This is a genomic window from Pseudomonas brassicacearum, assembly GCF_918698105.1.
In the GTDB taxonomy this organism is placed as follows: domain Bacteria; phylum Pseudomonadota; class Gammaproteobacteria; order Pseudomonadales; family Pseudomonadaceae; genus Aquipseudomonas; species Aquipseudomonas brassicacearum_F.
Genome location: NZ_CAKKMI010000098.1, coordinates 1 through 20,621, shown reverse-complemented (window position 1 = coordinate 20,621; position 20,621 = coordinate 1). Strand labels below are relative to the sequence as shown.

Genomic DNA, 20,621 nt, shown 5'->3' with positions numbered 1-20,621 from the left:
GCTGGCTGGAATGATTAGAAGCAAGCGCCAGAAAAACCTGTGGGAGCGAGCTTGCTCGCGATGACGGGCCACATTCAACATCGCTATTGACTGTCACACCGCTATCGCGAGCAAGCTCGCTCCCACAATTGGATCGCGGGGTGAAGGCGATCAGCCGCCCTTATGCAGCTTACTCATCAACTCCGCCTCGGCCTGGGTCAGGCCGCAGGCTTGGGTCAGTTCGTCGACACTGGCGCCCATGCCCACCAGGCGGGCGGCCTGGGCGAAGGACAGGCTGGAGGGGTCGCGCTGTTCCAGTTGGGCGAGTTTATCCGGCAACGGCGCGACCACGGCACGCAGCTCATGGAGCGCTTCGCCCATGCGCACGGTGCCGTTCTGATAATCGTCGACCCGCTTGGCCAGGTCCTTGATGCGCTGATCGCGCAGCGCATCGCCCTGGGCCTGCTGAGCGGCGATCAGCCGCTGGCCACGTATGTACGCCAAGAACATCGCCAGCGTGCCTGCCCAGAAAAGGAACAGGACAATGACTGCTACCTCAAGAATCAAATCAGATACTCTCCAGTTCCGACCACTCTTCTTCGCTCATCATCTTGTCCAGTTCAACCAGAATCAGCAACTCGTTGTTCTTGTTGCACACGCCCTGAATGAACTTGGCGGATTCTTCGTTACCCACGTTCGGCGCCGTCTCGATTTCCGACTGACGCAGGTAAACCACTTCGGCGACGCTGTCGACCATGATCCCGACCACTTGCTTGTCGGCTTCGATGATGACGATCCGGGTGTTGTCGCTGATCTCGGCATTCATCAGGCCGAAACGCTGGCGGGTATCGATCACCGTGACCACGTTGCCACGCAGGTTGATGATGCCCAGCACGTAGCTCGGTGCACCCGGTACCGGGGCGATCTCGGTATAGCGCAGCACTTCCTGAACGCGCATCACGTTGATGCCGTAGGTTTCGTTATCGAGCTTGAAGGTCACCCATTGCAGAATCGGATCTTCAGAACCCTTTTGAGACGACGCCTTATCATTCATACCCTGACCCCTCGAAAAACCGCCTGTGGCGGCGTGTATTCTGTCCGACGACGCTGGGCGCCGCCGGTTATCTTATTTCGGTTTCTGGACCGGCTTCTTACTGCCACCCAGGTGTTTTGCCCCGCCGCTGGCGATCAGCTCCGCCAGCTCGGAAACGTCCAGCAAGGCGCACATATGCTCGATCACCGTACCGGCCAGCCATGGCCGTTGCCCTCGATGGCTGCGCCACTTGATCTCGTTCGGGTCCAGGCGCAGCGAGCGGCTGACCTGATGCACCGCCAAACCCCACTCGTAACCCTGCACTGAAATCACGTACTGCAAACCCTGGCGAAAGTCATCGCGATAACGGTCCGGCATGACCCAGCGCGCCGTATCCAGTACCTTCAGGTTGCCGGCCTGGCTCGGCAGGATTCCGAGGAACCATTCCGGCTGGCCAAACAACGGCGTCAATTCCTGCCCGGCCAGGGAATAAATCGATCCCAGGCATACCAGCGGCACCGCCAGGGTCAACCCGGCCACATCGAACAACAAACACTCGAACGGCTCGGCAGCCCAGGCCGGTCGATCGTCGCCCGGCACCGGTGGCGGTGGGTTGCTCGGCGGCAAGTGGACTTCCACCACCGGCGTCACCAGGCCCTGCAGCAGCGGGGCAACGGTCGAGACCGGCGCCAGGATCGGCGCAGGCGCGTCCATGACCGCCACCTGGGGCTTGATAAACGGTGCCTCGACCGCCGCAGCCACTACTGATTTCTGTGCATCACGGGCCTGCTCTTCGAGCACGGCCGCCTGAAACTCATCCAGCACACCCTTGGCTTCGACGTTCTCGGGCAACGCCTCGATCACGCTTGGCTGTGGTGGCAATTCTTCGGTCGCTTCCTGCAATAGCCCATCCAGATAGGACTGCAGGGCCATTTGCGGACGCGAGGTTGTCTTTATCGGGCGGCTCATAGGAACAGTGCGCCACTTGAAGAGGTTATCGGCATGAATGCGGTAGGACTTGAGCGTTCGCAAGCGAACACAATGCCAGTGGAAAGCCTCGTCACCTTAAGCCACCTGCTGCGGAACAAGCTGTTGGGTCAGCAGGTGCTTGAGCAGCGCCCGATAGGCCAGCACGCCGCGGCTCTTGCCATCGAATTGCGATGGGGTCACACCGGCGCGGCTGGCGTCCCGCAAGCGGGTATCGACGGGGATATAGCCTTGCCAGATGTCCTCGGGGTACTTGTCCCGCAACACCCGCAGGGTGCCCAGGGACGCCTGGGTGCGTCGATCGAACAGGGTTGGCACGATGTTGAAGGCCAGCGTCTGCTTGCGCGAGCGGTTGACCATCGCCAGTGTATTGACCATGCGCTCCAGGCCCTTGACGGCCAAGTGCTCGGTCTGCACCGGGATCACTAATTGCTGGCTGGCGGCCAAGGCATTGACCATCAGCAGACCCAACAACGGCGGGCTGTCGATGATCGCGTAATCGAAATCCTGCCACAGTTGCGCCAGACTCTTGGCGATCACCAGGCCCAACCCGCCCTGCCCGGGCGACTGGCGCTCCAGGGTAGCCAGGGCCGTGCTCGATGGCAGCAGGGAAATCCGCTCGTCGCTGGTGGACAACAGCAACTGCCCCGGCAGGCCCTCGGGCACAACGCCCTTGTGCAGGAACAGGTCGTAGTTGCTGTGCTCCAGGCTGTCGGGATCGTAGCCGAAATAGCTGGTCATCGAGCCATGGGGGTCCAGGTCGACGATGACCACGCGCTTGCCCGCCTCGGCCAGTAACCCGGCTAAAGCGATGGAAGATGTGGTCTTGCCCACACCACCTTTTTGATTGGCGACTGCCCAGACTCTCATTCGGATCGTTCCTCCCGGCCGAAACAGGCTCGGCCGAGAAATAGCTCGGTTATAAAGCGGGTGACGGAGAATTGACGGCACTCTGTCTTCCCGGCGACTTGACCGGAGCCGGTGCAGTTTGTGTGCCAGCCCGCTTCAATGCTGCATCCGGAGTTGCCTTGGCCGTACCGGTACCGGTCAGGCTGCGGCGCACATCGAGGTTGCGCGACACCACCAGCACCACCCGGCGGTTGCGCGCACGCCCCTCGGCCGTGGCGTTGTTGGCGACCGGCTGGAACTCGCCGTAGCCCACCGAGGCCAGGCGACCGGGGTTCACACCCTGCATCGCCAGCATGCGCACGATGCTCGCCGAACGGGCCGAGGACAGTTCCCAGTTGGTCGGGTATTGCGCGGTACGGATCGGCTGGTCGTCCGTGAAACCTTCGACATGGATCGGGTTGTCGAAGGGTTTGAGGATCGCCGCGACCTTATCGATGATGTTGAACGCCATGTCGCTGGGCATGGCGTCGCCGCTGCCGAACAACAGGCTGGAATTGAGCTCGATCTCGACCCACAACTCATTGCCGCGCACGGTCATCTGGTTGGAGCTGATCAGATCACCGAACGCCGCGCTGATATCGTCGGCGATGCTTTTCAATGGATCGCTACCGCCAGCGATACCGGCATCGACCTGTTCGCTGTCCTTGACCAAGGGCTTGGCCGGCGTGGTGGTCTTGGGGCGCTCATCGCCGATGGGAATCGGTTTGAGCGCGCGGTCGGAATCCGTGAAGACGCCGATCAACGCCTCGGAAATAACTTTGTACTTGCCTTCGTTGACCGACGAGATCGAATACATGACCACAAAAAAGGCGAACAGCAACGTGATGAAGTCGGCGTAGGAAACCAGCCAGCGTTCATGGTTGACGTGTTCTTCACGGTGTCTGCGACGTGCCATGCCCCATGCCTCCCATCAGTCCATGAAGCCCTGGAGCTTCAACTCAATGGAGCGTGGGTTTTCACCTTCGGCGATCGACAGGATCCCTTCCAGCAGCATTTCGCGATAGCGCGACTGGCGCAACGCGATGGACTTGAGCTTGGCCGCGATGGGCAGCAGCACCAGGTTGGCACTCGCCACGCCATAGATCGTGGCAACGAACGCCACGGCGATGCCGCTGCCCAGCTGCGAAGGATCTGCCAGGTTGCCCATCACATGGATCAGGCCCATCACCGCACCGATGATGCCGATGGTCGGCGCGTAGCCGCCCATGCTTTCGAAGACCTTGGCCGCCTCGATGTCGCGGCTTTCCTGGGTGTAGAAATCCACTTCCAGGATGCTGCGGATGGCTTCCGGCTCGGCGCCGTCCACCAGCAATTGCAGGCCTTTGCGTGAGTAGCTGTCGGGCTCGGCATCGGCCACCCCTTCCAGTCCCAGCAGGCCTTCCTTGCGAGCGGTCAGGCTCCAGTTCACCACACGATCGATACCCCCGGCCAGGTCGACACGGGGCGGGAACAGAATCCAGATCAGCACTTGCATGGCGCGCTTGAAAGCGCTCATGGGCGACTGCAACAACGCCGCGCCAATGGTGCCACCGATCACGATCAATGCCGCCGGACCGTTGGCCAGCGCGCCCAGATGGCCGCCTTCCAGATAATTGCCGCCAATGATGGCGACGAACGCCATGATGATGCCGATCAGGCTGAGCACATCCATTACAGACAGGCCTCGACCAGGTGTCTACCGATGTCGTCCAATCCATACACCGCGTCGGCAAGATCAGCCTTTACGATGGCCATCGGCATGCCGTAGATCACGCAGCTGGCTTCGTCCTGGGCCCAGATCGCACTGCCGCCCTGCTTGAGCAGGCGCGCGCCTTCGCGACCGTCGGCGCCCATGCCGGTGAGCACCACCGCCAGAACCTTGTCACCGTAGGACTTGGCCGCGGAACCGAAGGTAATGTCCACGCAAGGCTTGTAGTTCAGACGCTCGTCGCCCGGCAGGATTTTCACCGCGCCGCGGCCATCGATCATCATCTGCTTGCCACCCGGTGCCAGCAACGCCAGGCCTGGACGCAGGATGTCGCCATCCTCGGCTTCCTTGACGCTGATGTTGCACAGCTTGTCCAGACGCTCCGCGAATGCCTTGGTGAACGCAGCCGGCATGTGCTGGATCAGCACGATGGGCGCCGGAAAGTTGGCCGGCAACTGGGTCAGGACCCGTTGCAACGCCACCGGACCACCCGTGGACGTACCGATAGCGACCAGCTTGTAGGCTTTGCGCTTGGGCGCCGGCGACGAGCTACTAGCGGCTGCCGGACGAGCCGGCGCAGGTGCTGGTGCACTGCGTACCGGTGCCGGATTGAAGCTGCTCGATGCAGTCGGCGCCGGGCTTGGCGCCGCAGCAGGGGCTGGCGCCGGTGCGCTGTAGGCACCGACACGGCGATTGCTGCGGGAAATGCTATGGACCTTTTCGCACAGCAACTGCCGGACTTTGTCGGGGTTGCGCGAAATGTCTTCGAAATTCTTCGGCAGGAAATCCACCGCCCCGGCGTCCAACGCATCGAGGGTCACCCGAGCGCCTTCATGGGTCAGGGACGAGAACATCAATACCGGGGTCGGGCAGCGCTGCATGATATGCCGCACGGCCGTGATGCCGTCCATCATCGGCATTTCGTAGTCCATGGTGATCACGTCCGGCTTGAGTGCCAGGGCCTGATCGATCGCCTCTTTGCCATTGGTCGCGGTACCGACGACCTGAATACTCGTGTCCGCCGAAAGAATTTCCGAGACGCGGCGGCGGAAAAACCCCGAATCGTCCACCACCAGGACTTTAACTACCATAAACACTCCGTTAGACGAGGCGCGGCCCTGGGCCACGCCCCTCCAGAATCAAATACGCCGGGCGGCGTAACGCTTGAGCATGCTTGGCACATCGAGAATCAACGCGATGCGACCGTCGCCGGTGATGGTGGCGCCGGACATGCCCGGGGTGCCCTGGAGCATCTTGCCCAACGGCTTGATGACCACTTCTTCCTGGCCCACCAATTGGTCGACGACGAAGCCGATCCGCTGGGTGCCCACCGAAAGGATCACCACATGGCCCTCGCCTTGCTCCACATGAGCGGCGGAGCTGACCAGCCAGCGCTTGAGGTAGAACAGTGGCAGTGCCTTGTCCCGTACGATCACCACTTCCTGGCCGTCCACCACGTTGGTGCGCGACAGGTCGAGGTGGAAGATTTCGTTGACGTTGACCAGCGGGAAGGCGAAGGCCTGGTTGCCCAGCATCACCATCAGGGTCGGCATGATCGCCAGGGTCAACGGGACCTTGATGACGATCTTCGAGCCCTGGCCCTTGGTCGAGTAGATATTGATCGAACCGTTGAGCTGGGAAATCTTGGTTTTCACCACGTCCATGCCCACGCCACGGCCCGACACGTCGGAAATCTCGGTCTTGGTCGAGAAGCCCGGGGCGAAGATCAGGTTGTAGCACTCGGTGTCGCTCAGGCGGTCGGCGGCATCCTTGTCCATCACACCGCGTTTCACCGCGATGGAACGCAGCACGTTCGGGTCCATGCCTTTGCCGTCGTCGGAGATCGACAGCAGGATGTGGTCGCCCTCCTGCTCGGCGGCCAGGATCACCTTGCCGCTGCGGACCTTGCCCGAGGCTTCGCGTTCTTCCGGCGACTCGATGCCGTGGTCGACCGCGTTGCGCACCAAGTGGACCAGCGGGTCGGCCAGGGCCTCGACAAGGTTCTTGTCGAGGTCGGTCTCTTCACCCACCAGTTCCAGGTTGATTTCTTTCTTGAGCTGGCGAGCCAGGTCGCGAACCAGGCGCGGGAAGCGCCCGAAGACTTTCTTGATCGGCTGCATCCGGGTCTTCATGACCGCGGTCTGCAGGTCCGCCGTGACCACGTCGAGGTTCGACACGGCCTTGGACATGGCTTCGTCCTGGCTGTTGAGACCCAGGCGCACCAGACGGTTACGCACCAGCACCAGTTCGCCGACCATGTTCATGATCTCGTCCAGGCGTGCGGTGTCGACCCGAACGGTGGTCTCGGCTTCGCTGGCCGGTTTTTCCGCTGGCGCAGCCGCCGGAGCACGGGCTGGCGCCGGGGCGGCGGCAGCGGCAGGCTTGGCGGGTTCGGCCTTCGGTTCCGGTGCCTTGGCAGCCGGCTTGGGCGCAGCCTTGGCCGCCGGTGCAGCCGCAGTTGCAGCAGGCGCAGCAGAAGCGGTACCGACTTCGCTGAACTTGCCCTTGCCATGCAACTCGTCGAGCAGTGATTCGAATTCGTGATCGCTGATCAGGTCGCTGCCAGCGGTAGCGGCAGCAGGCTTGGCCGGTGTCGGCGCCGAAGCGATGGCTGAATCCAGCGCGTCAACGGCAAAGGTGCCCTTGCCATGCAACTGATCGAGCAAGGCTTCGAATTCGTCGTCGGTGATGTCCGAGCTGTCGCCCGCGGCTTTCGGGGCAGCCGGAGTCGCCGCCGGCGTGACCGCATCGGGAGCGAACTGGCCTTTGCCATGGAGCTGGTCGAGCAATGACTCGAACTCGTCGTCGGTGATTTCATCACCGGCGTGAGCCGTTGCATTGGCGGGCGGCGCAGCAGGTGCCGCCGGGGCTTCGGCTTGGGCCTTGACGGCGTTCAGCGAATCCAGCAGTTGTTCAAATTCGTTATCGGTGATGTCGCCCGACTCTTCGGCGACCGGTTCTTCAGCCACTGCCTCGGCAACCGGAGCCGCTTCATCAGCCGATTGCGGCTCCGCCAGGCGTGCCAACGCGGCGAGCAATTCAGGGGTGGCAGCGGTGATCGGCGAGCGCTCACGCACTTCGCTGAACATGCTGTTGACCGCATCCAGCGCTTCAAGCACCACGTCCATCAGTTCCGAATCAACGCGACGCTCACCCTTGCGCAGGATGTCGAACACGTTCTCGGCAATGTGACAGCACTCCACCAGCTCGTTGAGCTGGAGGAAGCCGGCGCCTCCTTTTACAGTGTGGAAACCGCGAAAAATTGCATTGAGCAGATCCGCATCATCTGGTCGGCTTTCCAGCTCGACCAGTTGCTCGGACAGTTGCTCTAGAATCTCGCCGGCCTCAACCAGGAAATCCTGAAGGATCTCTTCATCGGCGCCGAAGCTCATTAATGGCTGCTCCTAAAACAGGGTAGGTCGTGATGACGGTTAATGCCGGATCGCGTTGGAGCTGTGAGCGTGCCAGGCAAGGCGCGAGACGCGGGTAAGGGTTGTTTCCTTACCAAGTCTCGCAACGCGGCATGGCGCGCTCACAGCTCCAACCCTTCGGGCCGCGCCCCACAAGGCGCAATCCGTCGTTACTCGTCGTTCATTTGGAAGACCAAACCACACTCCTCGTGCCTAGTCTTGCGCCTTGTGGGGCGCGGCGCGACCGGCATTAACCGTCATCACGACCTACCAACTCAGAATCCAAGGCTGGACAGCAAATCGTCCACATCGTCCTGACCGGACATAACGTCTTCTCTTTTATCGGCATGAATCTGCGGACCTTCACCCTGAGAGAGATGTTTTTGTGGATCTTTTTCAGCAAGCATCGCTTCACGGTCGTGTTCGATGCCTGCAAAGCGGTCGACCTGGCTGGCCATCAACACCAGTTTGAGCAGGTTGCTTTCCACTTCGGTGACCAATTGGGTCACGCGCTTGATCACTTGGCCGGTCAGGTCCTGATAGTCCTGAGCCAGCAGAATGTCGTTGAGATTGCTTGCCACCGCGCGGTTTTCGGTGCTGCTGCGCGTCAGGAAACCGTCGACCCGACGGGCCAGCTCCCGAAACTCTTCGGCGCCGACTTCGCGCCGCATGAACCGACCCCAGTCGGTGCTCAAGGCCTGGGCTTCGTCGCTCAGGCCATTGACCAACGGCGTTGCGCTTTCCACCAAATCCATGGTGCGGTTGGCCGCGGCCTCGGTCAGCTTGACCACATAACCCAGGCGCTCGGTGGCGTCGGTAATCTGCGAGACTTCCTCGGCCTGCGGCATATTCGGGTCGATCTGGAAATTGACAATCGCGCTGTGCAATTCACGCGTGAGCTTGCCCACCTCCTGATACAGACCGCGGTCACGGGTCTGGTTGAGCTCATGGATCATTTGAACCGCATCGCCAAAGCGACCTTTTTCAAGGCTGTCGACCAGTTCGCGGGCATGTTTTTTCAGGGTCGATTCGAAATCGCCCATTGAAGATTCGTTGTCCATAGCTCCCCCGTGGCGCCGTTAACCGATGCGTTCGAAGATTTTTTCGATCTTCTCTTTCAACGCCTGGGCCGTGAAGGGTTTGACCACATAGCCGTTCACACCGGCCTGGGCCGCTTCGATGATCTGCTCGCGCTTGGCTTCGGCAGTGACCATCAGCACCGGAAGATGCTTGAGTTTTTCGTCGGCGCGCACATGGCGCAGCAAGTCGATACCGGTCATGCCGGGCATGTTCCAGTCAGTCACCAGAAAGTCGATGCTCCCGCTGTTGAGGACCGGAATGGCAGTGGTGCCATCGTCGGCCTCGACCGTGTTGGTGAACCCAAGGTCACGCAACAGGTTTTTTATGATCCGCCGCATCGTTGAGAAGTCATCAACGATGAGGATTTTCATGTTCTTGTCCAATTCGACCTCCAAGCAGTCTTAAACGCGCCCAGCACCTGGACGCGCCATTTCAATCAATCCGGCACAACACTCGACGACGGTCTGGAGCACAACGGATGGAGACTGGCGCAGTACCTGCCAGGCCAGCCTCGTTCGCAGTGTCCCCACACTGCCTGTCAACGCGCTCGCCACTCCCCCAAACGCCCCCGCAAACGGGCCGCGCACTGGCTGTGTAACTGGCTGACCCGCGATTCGCTGACCCCCAGGACCTCACCGATTTCCTTGAGGTTCAGCTCTTCGTCGTAGTACAACGCCAAGACCAGTCGCTCACGCTCCGGCAAATTGGCAATCGCATCCGCCAGCGCGCTCTGGAAACGTTCATCTTCCAGGTCACGCGACGGCTCCATGTGAGCACTCGCGTTATCCTCGTGCAGCCCTTCATGCTCGCCGTCCTGCAACAGGTCGTCGAAACTGAACAGGCGGCTGCCCAAGGTATCGTTCAAAATCCCGTAATAATCGTCGAGACTCAACTGGAGTTCGGCCGCAACCTCGTGATCTTTAGCGTCACGCCCGGTTTTAGCTTCAATTGCCCGAATTGCATCACTGACCATGCGGGTATTGCGGTGTACCGAACGCGGCGCCCAATCGCCCTTGCGGACTTCATCGAGCATGGCGCCGCGAATGCGAATACCGGCATACGTCTCGAAACTCGCGCCTTTGCTCGCGTCGTATTTGTTCGACACTTCGAGCAGGCCGATCATGCCTGCCTGGATCAAGTCTTCGACCTGGACACTGGCCGGCAACCGCGCCAGCAAGTGATAGGCGATACGCTTGACCAGTGGCGCGTAGCGCTCGATCAGTTCGTATTGGGCGTCCCGTGCCGATTTTTTGTAGAGATGGTTGTAACCGCTGGCTGTCATAGCACGGGCCCTGCTGTTTGTTGCACGAGACGCTCGACGAAAAATTCCAGATGCCCGCGAGGGTTGGCCGGCAGCGGCCAGGTATCGACCTTCTGGGCGATAGCCTTGAACGCCAGCGCGCATTTGGAACGTGGAAAGGCTTCATAAACGGCACGTTGCTTCTGGACGGCCTTGCGTACGCTTTCGTCGTAAGGCACTGCGCCGACGTATTGTAGGGCGACGTCCAGGAAGCGATCGGTGACCTTGGTCAACTTGGCGAACAGGTTGCGTCCTTCCTGCGGGCTCTGGGCCATGTTGGCCAGGACGCGGAAGCGGTTCATGCCATAGTCGCGGTTAAGCAACTTGATCAGGGCATAGGCGTCGGTGATGGACGTCGGTTCGTCGCAGACCACCAGCAGCACTTCCTGGGCCGCGCGCACGAAACTGACGACCGAGTCACCGATACCGGCGGCGGTGTCGATTACCAGCACATCGAGGTTGTCGCCGATGTCGCTGAACGCCTGGATCAGGCCCGCGTGCTGGGCCGGGGTCAGGTGAACCATGCTCTGGGTGCCTGAGGCAGCCGGCACGATGCGAATCCCGCCCGGCCCCTGCAACAACACGTCGCGCAGTTCACAGCGCCCTTCTATGACGTCCGCCAGCGTGCGTTTGGGTGTAAGCCCCAACAACACGTCGACGTTCGCCAGGCCCAGGTCGGCGTCCAGCAGCATGACCCGTCGGCCAAGCTCTGCCAGAGCCAGGGACAAGTTCACTGACACGTTAGTCTTCCCGACGCCACCTTTGCCGCCGGTCACCGCGATCACCTGTACGGGATGCATGCTGCCCATGTTCGTTCTTTACCTTGTCTTACTTAGACGGAGGCCACATTACTGGCTGCGCGTTCGCATACGGAACAATGCATGGCAGACCATCGATGTAGGTACAAAAAATATTCATGATTACCTCAGCCGACCTGCTTGGTCGGGCTGTGGTAGATATCAGCGAACATATCAGCCATGGCTTCTTCGCTGGGTTCTTCCTGCATTTGCACACTCACGGCACGACTGACCAGTTGATGACGGCGCGGTAGATGCAAATCATCCGGGATCCGCGGCCCGTCGGTCAGGTAGGCCACCGGTAGTTCATGACCGATCGCCAGGCTCAACACCTCGCCCAGGCTTGCCGTTTCGTCCAGCTTAGTCAGGATGCAGCCGGCCAGCCCGCAGCGTTTGTAGCTGTGGTATGCGGCGGTTAGAACCTGTTTCTGGCTGGTGGTTGCCAACACGAGATAATTTTTTGACTTGATACCGCGTCCGGCCAGGCTTTCGAGCTGCATGCGCAGGGCTGGATCGCTGGCTTGCAGGCCTGCGGTATCGATCAGCACGACGCGCTTGCGCAGCAGCGGCTCCAGCGCCTGGGCCAGGGACTGGCCCGGATCCACATGGGTCACCGACACATTGAGGATCCGGCCGAGGGTCTTGAGTTGCTCCTGGGCGCCGATGCGGAAACTGTCCATGCTCACCAGGGCAATGCTCTGGGCACCGTACTTGAGTACATAACGGGCGGCGAGCTTGGCCAGGGTGGTGGTCTTGCCCATGCCGGCAGGACCGACCATGGCAATCACTCCACCCTCTTCCAGCGGCTCGACTTCCGGGGTCGCGATCATCCGCGCCAGGTGGGCCAGCAACATGCGCCAGGCCTGGCGCGGCTCTTCGATACCGTTGATCAGCGCCAGCAGGTCCCGGGACAACGGGCCGGACAGGCCGATGCGTTGCAGGCGACGCCACAGGTTGGCCTGGGCCGGACGACTGCCTTGCAGCTGGTTCCAGGCCAGGGAGCCGAGCTGGACTTCCATCAGCTCGCGCAGGCTGTTGAGTTCAAAGCGCATCGAGTCCAGGGCGCGCGGATCGACACCTCGGGCAGGCGCTGCGGGCGCCGGCTCAGGACGACGCGGTTCGGCGTGGGCCTGCTCGATCAACGGTTCGGCAGCGGTCAACGGCAGGCCGGCCGTCAGCGGCTGACCAGCGAACAATTGACGATTGGTGCCCGCTGCGCCCTCGCCTTCGCTGCTGCGCAGGCTCAGTTCGGCCTGGGCGCTGGCGATGCGCGATTGGGTCTTGCGCAGCTCGTCTTCGAGTTCCATGTTCGGAACCCGTGGAGCCAGCGCCGACAATTTGTAATCCAGAGCGGCCGTCAGCTCGACACCGCCGGCGATACGACGGTTGCCGATGATGGCTGCTTCAGCGCCCAGCTCGTCACGAACCAGTTTCATGGCCTGACGCATGTCGGCGGCGAAAAAACGCTTCACTTGCATAAACCACTACCTCAGCCGTTGGGCCCTACTGTCGCAACGATGGTCACTTGCTTGTTGTCCGGTATTTCCTGGTACGCCAGCACATGCAGCCCCGGGACCGCGAGGCGCCCGAATCGCGAAAGCATCGCGCGAATCGGACCGGCCACCAGCAGGATCACCGGTTGGCCTTGCATCTCTTGCCGCTGGGCTGCTTCGATCAGCGAACGCTGCAGCTTCTCGGCCATGCTTGGCTCCAGCAGAACACCCTCTTCCGAGCCTTGTCCTGCCTTCTGCAGACTATTGAGCAATATCTGTTCCAACCTTGGCTCCAAGGTGATCACAGGCAGCTCAGACTCAGTGCCTACAATGCTTTGGACGATTGCGCGGGACACGCCGACCCGAACCGCAGCCACCAGGGCGGCGGTATCTTGACTCTTGGAGGCGTTGTTGGCGATAGCCTCGGCAATACTGCGTATGTCGCGCACTGGCACCTGTTCGGCCAATAGCGCCTGCAGCACCTTAAGCAACTGCGACAACGAAACCACACCCGGCACCAGCTCTTCGGCCAGCTTCGGCGAGCCTTTGGCCAGTACTTGCAGGAGTTGCTGGACTTCTTCGTGGCCGATCAGCTCGCTGGAGTGTTTGTACAGGATCTGGTTCAAGTGGGTCGCCACCACCGTACTGGCGTCCACCACGGTATAGCCGAGGGACTGGGCCTGGGCCCGCTGGCTGATTTCGATCCACACCGCTTCCAGGCCGAAAGCCGGATCCTTGGCGGTGATGCCGTTGAGGCTGCCATAGACCTGTCCGGGGTTGATTGCCAATTCGCGATCGGGGTAGATCTCGGCTTCGGCCAGGATCACTCCCATCAAGGTCAGGCGATAGGCGCTCGGCGCCAGGTCGAGGTTGTCGCGGATATGCACGGTGGGCATCAGGAAGCCCAGGTCTTGGGAGAGCTTCTTGCGCACCCCCTTGATCCGCGCCAGCAATTGACCACCCTGGTTACGATCGACCAACGGAATCAGGCGATAACCGACTTCCAGGCCGATCATGTCAATCGGGGTGACATCATCCCAGCCCAGTTCCTTGGTTTCCATGGCGCGGGCCGGCGACGGCAGCAGTTCCTGCTGGCGCTTGACCTCTTGCAGGGCCTGGACTTTCTGCACGTTCTGTTTTTTCCAGAACAGGTAGGCACCGCCGCCAGCCAGGGCAGCCATGCTCAGGAAGGAAAAGTGCGGCATGCCTGGCACCAGGCCCATCACCGCCATCAGCCCGGCGGCAACCGCCAGTGCCTTGGGCGAGGCGAACATCTGCCGCCCGATCTGCTTGCCCATGTCTTCGGAGCCCGAAGCTCGGGTCACCATGATCGCGGCAGCTGTGGATAACAACAGTGATGGCAATTGCGCCACCAAACCGTCACCAATGGTCAACAAGGCGTAGACCTTGCCAGCGTCGCCGAACGTCATGTTGTGCTGGAAAATACCAACGGCCATGCCGCCGATCAGGTTGATGAACAGGATCAGCAAACCGGCGATGGCGTCACCGCGCACGAATTTGCTGGCACCGTCCATGGAACCGTAGAACTCCGCCTCCTGGGCCACTTCCAGGCGACGCAGCTTGGCCTGGCTCTGGTCGATCAGGCCGGCGTTGAGGTCGGCGTCGATCGCCATTTGCTTGCCGGGCATCGCATCGAGGGTAAAACGCGCACTCACCTCGGAAATCCGCCCGGCGCCTTTGGTCACCACGACGAAGTTGATGATCATCAGGATGGCGAAGACCACGATACCGACCACGTAGTTACCGCCGATCACCACCTCACCGAAGGCCTGGATCACCTTGCCGGCGGCGGCGTGCCCATCCTGGCCATGAAGCATGACCACCCGGGTGGATGCCACGTTCAGCGCCAGGCGCATGAGCGTCGCCACCAGCAGAATGGTCGGGAACACCGCAAAGTCCAACGGCCGCAGGGCGTATACGCACACCAGCAGCACGACGATCGACAGGGCGATGTTGAACGTGAAGAACACGTCCAGCAGGAACGGCGGCACCGGCAGCATCATCATGGCAAGCATGATCATCAGCAACAACGGCACGCCAAGATTACCCCGGCTGAGGTCGGCTACATTGCTGCGCGCGGTGCTGAGTAACTGAGAGCGATCCACCAATATTCCCCGTGCCTGTGAAGCAAACTTTTGACGCCCGGAGGGGGCGCAGACGGGGTATTGCAAGAAGCCTTCCAACTTTTGTCGGAGGCTGAAATAGAGGGGTTGAAGGGACGCTGACCTGTGGGAGCGAGCTTGCTCGCGATAGCGATTTGTCAGTCACACCCATAGTCGACTGAACCAGCGCAATCGCGAGCAAGCTCGCTCCCACAGGGTTTTGTGCCAGCCGACTCAGGAATCGCGGCGCAAATCCGGCGGGATCGGCAAGTCCTTGAGCGGTTCGGGGCGCTTGCCCTTGCCGGCGCGGTGCTGGCGGATCTGGTAGACGTAGGCCAGCACCTGGGCCACGGCCAGGTACAGGCCGCCAGGGATTTCCTGGTCGAGTTCGGTGGAGTAGTAGATCGACCGCGCCAGGGCGGGGGACTCGAGCAGCATGACCTCGTTGGCCACGGCGATCTCACGGATCTTCAGCGCCAGGAAATCACTGCCCTTGGCCAACAACACGGGAGCGTTGCCTTTCTCGGGGTCGTACTTGAGCGCCACGGCATAGTGGGTCGGGTTGGTGATGACCACGTCGGCGTCAGGGATCGCTGCCATCATCCGCCGCTGGGACACCTCGCGCTGCAACTGGCGAATCCGCTGTTTGACCTCCGGTTTGCCCTCCGAGTCCTTGTGCTCATCGCGCACTTCCTGCTTGGTCATCATCAGCTTCTGCTTGCTCTGATACAGCTGGATCGGCACGTCGATGGCGGCGATCAGGATCAGGCCGCAAGCCATCCACAACGTGCTCCAGCCCACCAACTGCACGCTGTGGATAATCGCCTGCTCCAGCGGTTCGTGAGCGATGCGCAGCAGATCGTCGATGTCGGACTGCAACACCGTCAGCGCGACGAACAGCACCAGCAGGAATTTCCCAAACGCCTTGAGCAACTCCATCAGCGCCGTAGTGGAAAACATGCGCTTGATCCCAGCGGCCGGGTTCATCCGGCTGAATTTTGGGGCCAGGCTACCGGCGGCGAACAACCAGCCGCCCAGGGAAATCGGCCCGATCACAGCGGCCAACAGCAAGCAGATCAGGACCGGCTGCACCGCCAGGAGCGCGATCTTGCCCGAGTGCATCAGATGCTGGGCCATGGACCCCGGAGAGAGCAACACCTCGCGAGGCAGGGAAAAATTCAGGCGCATGATCTCTAGCAGGTCCAAGGCCAACCCGCCGCCATAAATCAGCAACCCGCCCGCCCCGGCCAGCATCACCGCCAGCGTGTTGAGCTCCTTGGAGCGGGCGATCTCGCCCTTTTCCCGGGATTCGCGCAAGCGCTTGTCCGTGGGATCTTCTGTCTTGTCCTGGCCACTCTCGCTCTCGGCCATGGTTCAGCGCGCCTGTGCCATGTCGCGTAAAAGCTGCAAGGCCTGGGTGGCCAGGGGCTGATACTGGTTGAGGATATCCCCCAGGCTGACCCAGAAAATCACCATGCCCAGCACGAGGGTCAGCGGGAAGCCGATGGAGAAAATATTCAATTGCGGGGCCGCGCGGGTCATCACGCCAAACGCGATGTTGACCACCAGCAACGCGGTGATCGCCGGCAATACCAGCACCATCGCCGCACCCAGGACCCAGCCCAACTTACCGGCGATTTCCCAGAAATGATTGACCAGCAACGCACTGCCCACCGGCAGGGTGGTAAAGCTCTCGGTCAAGACCTCGAACACCACCAGATGCCCGTTCATGGCGAGGAACAACAGCGTCACCAGCATCGTCAGGAACTGACCGATCACGGCCGTCGTCACGCCATTGGTGGGATCGACCATGGATGCGAAGGCCATGCCCATCTGGATCGAGATGATTTGCCCGGCCACCACGAAGGCCTGGAAGAACAGCTGCAGCGAAAACCCCAGCAAGGCGCCGATGAGAATCTGCTCGGCGATCAACATCAGGCCGCTGAGATCCAGGGCATTGACCGGCGGCATCGGTGGCAAACCAGGCGCGATCACCACCGTAATCGCCAGGGCGAAATACAAGCGCACGCGCCGCGGCACCAGGGTCGTGCCGAAGACCGGCATGCTCATCAGCACCGCGGTGACGCGAAACAATGGCAGAACGAACGATGCCACCCAGGTACTGATCTGGGTGTCCGTCAGCGCGAGCATCGACATGAGGTCAGCCGATCAACTGCGGAATACTGCCGTACAACTGCAGGATGTATTCCATGAAGGTTTGTACCATCCAGGGGCCGGCGACAATCAACGTCACCAGCATGACCAGAAGGCGCGGCAGGAAGCTCAAGGTCTGTTCGTTAATCTGGGTCGCGGCCTGGAACATCGCCACCAGCAACCCCACCAGCAGGCTGGGGATCACCAGGATGGCAACCATCATGGTCGTCAGCCAGAGCGCTTCACGGAAAAGGTCTACCGCTACTTCAGGCGTCATATCGTCCTACCCGCACAAAAGGCCTAAACACCGCCGAAACTGCCCGCCAGCGTACCGATGATCAACGCCCAGCCATCCACCAGCACAAACAGCATGATCTTGAACGGCAGGGAAATGATCAGCGGCGAGAGCATCATCATGCCCATGGCCATCAGCACGCTGGCGACCACCAGGTCGATGATCAGGAACGGGATGAAAATCATGAAGCCGATCTGGAACGCGGTCTTGAGTTCGGACGTCACGAACGCCGGCACCAGGATAGTCAGCGGCGCCTGATCGGCACTGGGAATATCGGTGCGCTTGGACAGGCGCATGAACAGCTCCAGGTCGCTGCTGCGAGTCTGGGCCAGCATGAAATCCTTGATCGGCACTTCAGCCTTGGCCACGGCATCCTGGGCGGTGATTTTTTCTGCCAGGTAAGGTTGCAACGCATCCTGGTTCACCCGGTCGAACACCGGCGCCATGATGAACATGGTCAGGAACAGCGCCATGCCGGTGAGGATCTGGTTCGAGGGCGTCTGTTGCAGGCCCAGGGCCTGGCGCAGGATCGAAAAGACAATGATGATCCGGGTGAAACTGGTCATCAGCATGACGAACGCCGGGATGAAACTCAGCGCGGTCATGATCAGCAGGATCTGCAGGCTGACCGAGTATTCCTGGGCCCCTTCGGCGTTGGTCCCCAGGGTAATCGCCGGGATCGACAGCGGATCGGCGGCGAACGCCAACGGTGCGGCCAGCATCAGGGCCAATGCCAACAGAATGCGCAACGGCATTACTTCTTATCCTTCTGGTCTTTACCCAACAATTCCATGAGGCGCTGGGCAAATTCGGGGCTGGCCGGCTCGGCGGAGGGCACCTGCACCGGCTCCTTGAGGACGTGCAAGGCGGTGATGGTGCCCGGGCTCAGGCCCAGCAGGATCTGCTCGTTACCGACCTGCACCAGCACCAGCCGGTCGCGCGGCCCGAGCGCGCGGGAACCGACGATGTCGATGACCTGCCCCTTGCCAGCCGGCCCCGCCTGCTGCACACGCCGCAACAGCCAGGCGAGCAAGAAGATCAAGCCCAGCACCAACAGCAAGCCGAGCACCAATTGCGCCAATTGCCCGGCGACACCACTGCCTGTTGCTGGCGCGGCGGCGGCCGTGGCAACCGGTTCGGCCGCCAGCACGCTCAACGGCAGCATCGCGGCTGCTGCGAAGAAACCTTTCACTTAGCGCAACTTCTTGATGCGTTCGCTCGGGCTGATCACGTCCGTCAGGCGAATGCCGAACTTCTCGTTGACCACCACCACTTCGCCATGGGCGATCAAGGTGCCGTTGACCAATACATCGAGCGGCTCGCCAGCCAGGCGGTCCAGTTCGATCACCGAGCCTTGGTTGAGCTGCAGCAGGTTGCGGATGTTGATGTCGGTGCTGCCCACTTCCATGGAAATCGACACCGGGATATCGAGAATCACATCCAGGTTCGGACCATCGAGCGTCACCGGTTCATGACTCTTCGGCACGCTGCCAAATTCTTCCATCTGCAGGCGGCTGGACGCATGGGCGCCAGTGTCGGCCGCCAGCAAGGCGTCGATGTCGGCTTGCCCGGCATCGCCGGTTTCTTCCAGGGCCGCAGCCCATTCGTCGGCCAGCGCCTGGTCATCCTGGGTATTCATATCGTCAGCCATCATTTGTCCTCGGCGGGCAAAAATCAGTTAGAAACGCAAACTTAAAAATTCGACACCGCTCAGCGGCGTTCGATCGGCTCGATCACCTGCAACGCCAGGTTGCCTTTGTGAGAGCCCATCTTGACCTTGAAGGCCGGCACGCCATTGGCGCGCATGATCATGTCTTCCGGCATCTCGACGGGGATGATGTCCCCCGGCTGCATGTGCAGGATGTCCCGCAGGCGCAATTGACGCCGAGCGACTGTCGCGCCGATCGGCACGTCGACATCCAGCACGTCCTGGCGCAACGCGTTGATCCAGCGTTCGTCCTGGTCGTCGAGGTCCGACTGGAAACCGGCGTCGAGCATTTCGCGCACCGGCTCGATCATCGAGTACGGCATGGTCACGTGCAGGTCGCCGCCACCGCCATCGAGCTCGATGTGGAAGGTCGAGACCACAATGGCTTCGCTCGGACCGACGATGTTGGCCATGGCCGGGTTCACTTCCGAGTTGATGTACTCGAAGTTCACTTCCATGATTGCCTGCCAGGCTTCCTTCAAGTCGACGAAGGCCTGCTCCAGCACCATGCGCACCACCCGCAGCTCGGTCGGGGTGAATTCCCGCCCCTCGATCTTGGCGTGACGACCGTCGCCACCGAAGAAGTTGTCCACCAGCTTGAACACCAGCTTGGCGTCAAGAATGAACAACGCGGTGCCGCGCAACGGCTTGATCTTCACCAGGTTGAGACTGGTGGGCACGTACAGCGAGTGTACATACTCACCAAACTTCATCACTTGCACACCCCCGACGGCCACGTCGGCCGAACGGCGCAGCATGTTGAACATGCTGATGCGGGTGTAGCGGGCGAAACGTTCGTTGATCATTTCCAGGGTCGGCATGCGTCCGCGAACGATGCGATCCTGGCTGGTCAGGTCGTAGCTTTTGACGCTGCCCGGTTCAGCAGCGTTTTCGGTCTGTACCAGACCGTCGTCGACACCATGCAACAGCGCATCGATTTCGTCCTGGGACAGCAGGTCCTGCACGGCCATGTCGTGTTCCTACTGCAATACGAAGTTAGTGAAGAGCAACTGTTCGATCACCACTTTGCCAAGCTCTTTCTGAGCGACCTCCTGCACGCTGGCCGTGGCTTTCTGACGCAACATTTCCTGGCCGACCGGAGTGGCCAGGGTGTCGAAATTCTGCCCGGAGAACAGCATCACCAGGTTATTGCGGATCAGTGGCATATGCACCCGCAGCGCCTCCAGGTCAGCCTGATTGCGGCCCAGCAGGGTAATGCTCACCTGCATGTAGCGTTGACGACCGTTCTGGGTGTAATTGGCCACGAAGGCCGGCGCCATCGGTTCGAAAATCGCCGGCTGCTTGCCCACTGGCGCAGCTTCGACCGCCACTGCCGGCTTGCTTTGAGCACTGTGCATGAAATACCAGGTCGCACCCACGGACACACCGATCGCCAGGAGCAAACCCACCACGATCATGATGATCAGCTTGAGTTTGCCTTTGGTTGCAGGGTCTTTTACAGCTGCTGCTTCACTCTTCGCCATGCCAATAATCCGTCACTAATCGGGGTTTTCACTGTTGCACGGCAAGGCTGGAGCAAGTGTTATGCCAGAAGTGTCAGTACTTGAAAGGACGGGCAGATACGATTTTCAGAACCCCATAAAACCAATGTGGGAGCGAGCTTGCTCGCGATAGCGGTGGACCAGCCCCGGTAAGGGTGACTGAC

General features: G+C 61.0%; 22 protein-coding genes. All 22 read right to left on the bottom strand.

The genetic code is table 11. The features are described 5' to 3' along the window. Window positions 1-150: 150 nt before the first annotated feature. Window positions 151-546: a DUF2802 domain-containing protein gene (locus tag LQ215_RS26365; protein WP_230153261.1), complete on the bottom strand. Its 396-nt coding sequence runs from the start codon at window positions 544-546 to the stop codon at window positions 151-153. 1 nt (window position 547) lies between these two features. Continuing rightward, complete coding sequence (locus LQ215_RS26360) at window positions 548-1,033, bottom strand: chemotaxis protein CheW (RefSeq protein ID WP_003199144.1); 486 nt, start codon at window positions 1,031-1,033, stop codon at window positions 548-550. A gap of 72 nt (window positions 1,034-1,105) precedes the next feature. After that, window positions 1,106-1,981 carry a CheW domain-containing protein gene (locus LQ215_RS26355; protein WP_230153260.1) on the bottom strand — a complete coding sequence of 292 codons (876 nt, stop codon included), beginning with the start codon at window positions 1,979-1,981 and terminating at the stop codon, window positions 1,106-1,108. A gap of 96 nt (window positions 1,982-2,077) precedes the next feature. After that, window positions 2,078-2,869, bottom strand: a complete 792-nt coding sequence (locus LQ215_RS26350; RefSeq protein WP_003199140.1) for a ParA family protein — start codon at window positions 2,867-2,869, stop codon at window positions 2,078-2,080. 49 nt (window positions 2,870-2,918) lie between these two features. Continuing rightward, entirely contained in the window at window positions 2,919-3,803 is an 885-nt protein-coding gene (gene motD / locus LQ215_RS26345) for a flagellar motor protein MotD (RefSeq protein ID WP_230153259.1), read from the bottom strand. A 15-nt stretch (window positions 3,804-3,818) separates the two neighbouring features. Next, window positions 3,819-4,559, bottom strand: a complete 741-nt coding sequence (locus LQ215_RS26340) for a flagellar motor protein (protein ID WP_214913094.1) — start codon at window positions 4,557-4,559, stop codon at window positions 3,819-3,821. Further along, the gene (locus LQ215_RS26335; protein WP_230153258.1) at window positions 4,559-5,686 is read right to left on the bottom strand and encodes a protein-glutamate methylesterase/protein-glutamine glutaminase; all 1,128 of its coding nucleotides are present in this window, start codon (window positions 5,684-5,686) and stop codon (window positions 4,559-4,561) included. The genes LQ215_RS26340 and LQ215_RS26335 overlap by 1 nt, the downstream gene beginning before the upstream one ends. Before the next feature lie 48 nt (window positions 5,687-5,734). Continuing rightward, a complete protein-coding gene (locus LQ215_RS26330) occupies window positions 5,735-7,987 on the bottom strand; it encodes a chemotaxis protein CheA (RefSeq protein ID WP_230153257.1) in 2,253 nt (750 codons plus the stop codon). A 293-nt stretch (window positions 7,988-8,280) separates the two neighbouring features. Further along, entirely contained in the window at window positions 8,281-9,066 is a 786-nt protein-coding gene (locus tag LQ215_RS26325; RefSeq protein ID WP_057448511.1) for a protein phosphatase CheZ, read from the bottom strand. Between the two features lie 18 nt (window positions 9,067-9,084). Beyond that, entirely contained in the window at window positions 9,085-9,456 is a 372-nt protein-coding gene (locus LQ215_RS26320) for a chemotaxis response regulator CheY (RefSeq protein ID WP_003183998.1), read from the bottom strand. Window positions 9,457-9,623: 167 nt separating this feature from the next. Then, entirely contained in the window at window positions 9,624-10,367 is a 744-nt protein-coding gene (gene fliA, locus LQ215_RS26315) for an RNA polymerase sigma factor FliA (protein WP_014337177.1), read from the bottom strand. Further along, window positions 10,364-11,194: a flagellar synthesis regulator FleN gene (gene fleN, locus LQ215_RS26310; protein WP_003184001.1), complete on the bottom strand. Its 831-nt coding sequence runs from the start codon at window positions 11,192-11,194 to the stop codon at window positions 10,364-10,366. Before fleN ends, fliA begins: the two co-directional genes overlap by 4 nt. Window positions 11,195-11,310: 116 nt before the next feature. Continuing rightward, on the bottom strand, window positions 11,311-12,660 hold the full coding sequence (flhF, locus tag LQ215_RS26305; RefSeq protein WP_024618179.1) for a flagellar biosynthesis protein FlhF: 1,350 nt from the start codon (window positions 12,658-12,660) through the stop codon (window positions 11,311-11,313). An 11-nt stretch (window positions 12,661-12,671) separates the two neighbouring features. Then, window positions 12,672-14,801: a flagellar biosynthesis protein FlhA gene (flhA, locus tag LQ215_RS26300; protein WP_230153256.1), complete on the bottom strand. Its 2,130-nt coding sequence runs from the start codon at window positions 14,799-14,801 to the stop codon at window positions 12,672-12,674. Between the two features lie 231 nt (window positions 14,802-15,032). Beyond that, on the bottom strand, window positions 15,033-16,169 hold the full coding sequence (gene flhB, locus LQ215_RS26295) for a flagellar biosynthesis protein FlhB (RefSeq protein ID WP_230153255.1): 1,137 nt from the start codon (window positions 16,167-16,169) through the stop codon (window positions 15,033-15,035). Between the two features lie 3 nt (window positions 16,170-16,172). After that, window positions 16,173-16,949, bottom strand: coding sequence for a flagellar biosynthetic protein FliR (fliR, locus tag LQ215_RS26290; RefSeq protein WP_230153263.1), 777 nt, complete (start codon window positions 16,947-16,949; stop codon window positions 16,173-16,175). A 10-nt stretch (window positions 16,950-16,959) separates the two neighbouring features. Further along, a complete protein-coding gene (gene fliQ, locus LQ215_RS26285; RefSeq protein ID WP_038858957.1) occupies window positions 16,960-17,229 on the bottom strand; it encodes a flagellar biosynthesis protein FliQ in 270 nt (89 codons plus the stop codon). Between the two features lie 23 nt (window positions 17,230-17,252). Next, entirely contained in the window at window positions 17,253-18,002 is a 750-nt protein-coding gene (fliP, locus tag LQ215_RS26280; protein WP_053120292.1) for a flagellar type III secretion system pore protein FliP, read from the bottom strand. Further along, a complete protein-coding gene (gene fliO, locus LQ215_RS26275; protein ID WP_230153262.1) occupies window positions 18,002-18,412 on the bottom strand; it encodes a flagellar biosynthetic protein FliO in 411 nt (136 codons plus the stop codon). Before fliO ends, fliP begins: the two co-directional genes overlap by 1 nt. 27 nt (window positions 18,413-18,439) lie before the next feature. Continuing rightward, the gene (gene fliN / locus LQ215_RS26270) at window positions 18,440-18,898 is read right to left on the bottom strand and encodes a flagellar motor switch protein FliN (RefSeq protein ID WP_003199107.1); all 459 of its coding nucleotides are present in this window, start codon (window positions 18,896-18,898) and stop codon (window positions 18,440-18,442) included. A gap of 59 nt (window positions 18,899-18,957) precedes the next feature. Further along, window positions 18,958-19,926 (bottom strand): flagellar motor switch protein FliM, encoded by a 969-nt coding sequence (gene fliM, locus LQ215_RS26265; protein WP_003184019.1) that lies wholly within the window; start codon window positions 19,924-19,926, stop codon window positions 18,958-18,960. 9 nt (window positions 19,927-19,935) lie between these two features. Beyond that, window positions 19,936-20,439 (bottom strand): flagellar basal body-associated protein FliL, encoded by a 504-nt coding sequence (gene fliL, locus LQ215_RS26260; RefSeq protein WP_013692537.1) that lies wholly within the window; start codon window positions 20,437-20,439, stop codon window positions 19,936-19,938. Window positions 20,440-20,621 lie beyond the last annotated feature (182 nt).